Below are 3,855 nucleotides of genomic sequence, written 5' to 3' on the forward strand. Positions count from 1 at the left end.
CATGGGGCCCTCCCTAGCTATGTCTCCGAGCATAAATTATGTAACACAGCTAGCCAACTAATGTATTCCCCGTCACACGTCGGCGGTGCTGAACGGCAGTTGAACGAGTCGACGGCTGCAGGCAGGCTTTCGCCCACGGCCCCTAATTATGGACTATTGCATAATTCGGCGAAATGGAGTTCACTGCGACTGTGACGACCGCAAAGACTGTCGCTCCGGACCTGACGCTGGACACCATCACGCTCGAACGTGACGGAAATGTGCTGGTCATGGGGCTCGACCGCCCCGAAAAACGCAATGCCTTCAACGTCGCCATGCTGGCCGACCTCTCCCGTGCCTACGCACTGCTGGAGGCCGACGATGAGCTGCGGGCAGGCGTTTTGGTCGCGCACGGCGAGCACTTCACCGCGGGTCTCGACCTCGCGGACGTGGCCCCGTACCTCACTGACGGGCGCGACCCCATGCCTGCGGACGGTCGCGATCCGTGGCGCCTCGATGGCGAGTGGACCAAACCGGTCGTCGCAGCCGCCCACGGCCGTTGTCTCACGCTCGGCATCGAACTCCTGCTCGCGGCCGACATCCGCATCGCGGCCGCGGACACCCGCTTCGCGCAGATCGAGGTGTTGCGCGGCATCTATCCATTCGGGGGAGCGACGATTCGGTTCCCGCGCCAGACCGGATGGGGAAATGGCATGCGGTGGCTGCTCACCGGTGACGAATTCGACGCGGCCGAAGCGCACCGAATCGGTCTCGTGCAGGAGGTTGCGCCAGACGCAGCCGCCGCGGCGGCGAGGGCCAGGGAGATCGCCCACACCATTGCGGACCGGGCGGCGCCCCTGGGAGTACGGGCCACGTTGGCGTCGGCGCAGCTAGCCCTCGCCGAGGGTGACGTCGCCGCGATCGCCGCGCTCCGTCCCGAGGTGACGCGCCTGTTCGGCACGGCGGACGCGGCCGAGGGGGTGCAGTCCTTCCTCGAACGTAGGCCCGCTCGGTTTCGTGGCTGCTGAGACGTAATCGGACTACGCTGCATGGCGCAGTTCGATCGCGAAAGGCGCCAGACGTGGGTCACTACAAGAGCAATGTGCGCGACCTCGAGTTCAACCTCTTCGAGGTACTTCAACTCGAGAAGGTGCTCGCCGGCGGCGAGTTCGGAGATCTCGACGCGGCGTCGATCCGCGAGATGCTCAGCGAGGCCGCCCGGCTGGCCGAAGGACCACTGGCCGAATCCTTCGCCGAGTCCGACCGCCATCCACCGACTTTCGACCCGGACACCCACGCGGTGACACTTCCCGAGGCGTTCAAGAAGTCGTTCAAGGCGTGGCAGCAGGGTGAGTGGTTCCGGATCGGGCTCTCCGAGGATGTCGGAGGCGTGCCCGCACCGTCGATGCTGTCGTGGGCGATCAACGAGTTTCCGCTCGGGGCCCAGCCGGCCGCGTTCATGTACCTCGCAGGCCCGGTTCTGGCCGACATCCTCTTCGACGAAGGCAACGAGCAGCAGAAGCATTGGGCCGCATTGGCCGTCGAGCGCAACTGGGGTGCCACCATGGTGCTCACCGAGCCCGATGCGGGTTCCGACGTGGGCGCTGGGCGCACCAAGGCGGTCGAGCAGCCCGACGGCACGTGGCACCTCGACGGGGTGAAGCGCTTCATCACCAGCGGCGACTCCGACGACCTCTTCGAGAACATCCTCCACATGGTGCTCGCCAGGCCGGAGGGTGCTGGCCCCGGTACCAAGGGTCTGTCGTTGTTCCTGGTGCCCAAGCTCATTCCCGATCCGGAGACGGGTGCGCCGGGCGAACGCAACGGCGTGTACGTCACCGGAGTCGAGCACAAGATGGGGCTCAAGGCGTCCGCGACGTGTGAGCTGACCTTCGGTCAGCACGGAACGCCCGCGGTCGGGTGGCTGGTCGGCGACAGTCACAACGGCATCGCCCAGATGTTCAAGATCATTGAGTATGCGCGAATGATGGTGGGCACCAAGGCGATCAGCACGCTCTCGACCGGGTACCTGAACGCGCTCGACTATGCCAAGACCCGCATTCAGGGTGCCGACCTGACGCAGATGACCGACAAGGCGGCGCCACGCGTCAGCATCCTGCATCACCCCGACGTCCGGCGGGCGTTGATGATGCAGAAGGCGTACGCAGAGGGTTTGCGGGCGCTCTATCTGTACACCGCGGCGCATCAGGACGTCTCGGCGGCGAACATCGTGTCAGGTGCGGATGGTCCACTGGCCAATCGCGTCAACGATCTGCTGCTGCCGATCGTGAAGGGTGTCGGATCCGAACGGGCCTACCAGACGTTGACCGAGTCCCTGCAGACCTTCGGTGGCTCAGGATTTCTGCAGGACTATCCGATCGAGCAGTACATCCGCGATGCCAAGATCGACTCGCTCTACGAGGGCACCACGGCCATCCAGGCGCAGGACTTCTTCTTCCGCAAGATCGCCCGCGATCAGGGCGGTGCGCTGGCGCACGTGGCAGGTCAGATCCAGGCGTTCCTCGACGCCGATTCGGCAAGACCCGAACTCGCCGACTGCCGTGAGCGGCTGGCCACCGCGTTGGCCGACGTCCAGTCGATGGTCGGGACCATGACCGGCTATCTGATCGCGTCCCAGCAAAACTCCCGCGATCTGTATCGGGTGGGACTGGGTTCGGTGTCGTTCCTGATTGCCGTCGGCGATCTCTTCATCGGGTGGATGCTGCTGCGGGGTGCCGAGATCGCCATCGAGGCACTCGACGGCGAAACCGCCGACCGCGACCGCGACTTCTACGCTGGAAAGATCACCGCCGCAAGGTTCTTCGCCAAGAACGTGCTGCCGCGACTCAGTGCCGAACGCAGGATCATCGAATCGGTCGACCTGACCACGATGGACCTCGACGAGGGCGCCTTCTAGCCATCGTGAGCCACTACAAGGCCAACGTCCGAGATCTGGCGTTCAACCTCTTCGAAGTGCTCGACCTCGAAAAGGTCCTTGCCACTGGTCAGTTCGGCAATCTGGAACCGGACGACGTCCGCAGCATGCTGGATGAGGCCGCGCGACAAGCGCAGGGCCCACTGGCCGCGTCGTTCGAGGAGAGCGACCGAAATCCGCCGACGTTCGACCCGGAGACCCATTCGGTGACGCTTCCGGAGGCGTTCAAGAAGTCGGTGCTGGGGTGGCAGCGGGGCGAGTGGACGCGCATCGGCCTTTCCGAGGGGATCGGCGGCGTGCCCGCGCCTGCGATGGTCAAGTGGGCGATCAACGAGTTCCTCTTCGGCGGTCTACCGGCGGCCTTCTTCTACCTCGACGGCCCGCCGATGATGGACGTCCTCTTCAACGTAGGCAACGAACAACAGAAGCATTGGGCCGCACTCGGGGTCGAGCGCAACTGGGGCGCCACCATGGTGCTCACCGAGCCCGATGCAGGCTCCGACGTCGGTGCAGGCCGAACGAAGGCCGTCGAGCAGCCGGACGGTACCTGGCACCTCGACGGGGTGAAGCGATTCATCACCTCCGGTGACTGCGACGACCTGTTCGAGAACATCGCCCATCTGGTGTTGGCGCGGCCCGTTGGGGCGGCACCCGGCACCAGGGGGCTCAGTCTGTTCCTGGTGCCGAAGTTCATGCCCGATCCCGAGACGGCGGCGCCGGGGGAACGCAACGGCGTCTTCGTGACCGGCCTCGAGCACAAGATGGGTCTTGCGGCGTCGGCGACGTGTGAGCTGACGTTCGGTCAGCACGGCAAGCCGGCGGTCGGCTACCTGGTGGGCGACACCCACCAGGGCATCGTGCAGATGTTCAAGATCATGGAATTCGCCCGAATGGCCGTGGGCGGCAAGGCGATCAGCACCCTGTCGACCGGCTATCTGAAC

Annotated in this window: 3 protein-coding genes; all 3 read left to right on the plus strand. The window is 65.1% G+C overall.

The window, feature by feature from the left end:
• Nucleotides 1-191: 191 nt before the first annotated feature.
• Nucleotides 192-1,007: an enoyl-CoA hydratase/isomerase family protein gene (locus tag QOD90_RS24320; protein WP_526353887.1), complete on the plus strand. Its 816-nt coding sequence runs from the start codon at nt 192-194 to the stop codon at nt 1,005-1,007.
• A 53-nt stretch (nt 1,008-1,060) separates the two neighbouring features.
• Entirely contained in the window at nt 1,061-2,896 is a 1,836-nt protein-coding gene (locus QOD90_RS24325) for an acyl-CoA dehydrogenase C-terminal domain-containing protein (RefSeq protein ID WP_526353889.1), read from the plus strand.
• A 5-nt stretch (nt 2,897-2,901) separates the two neighbouring features.
• Nucleotides 2,902-3,855, plus strand: a 954-nt coding sequence (locus QOD90_RS24330; RefSeq protein WP_526353891.1) for an acyl-CoA dehydrogenase family protein, incomplete at its 3' end; no start/stop codon positions are given.

It is taken from the genome of Mycobacterium sp., from assembly GCF_032161845.1.
Lineage (GTDB): Bacteria > Actinomycetota > Actinomycetes > Mycobacteriales > Mycobacteriaceae > Mycobacterium.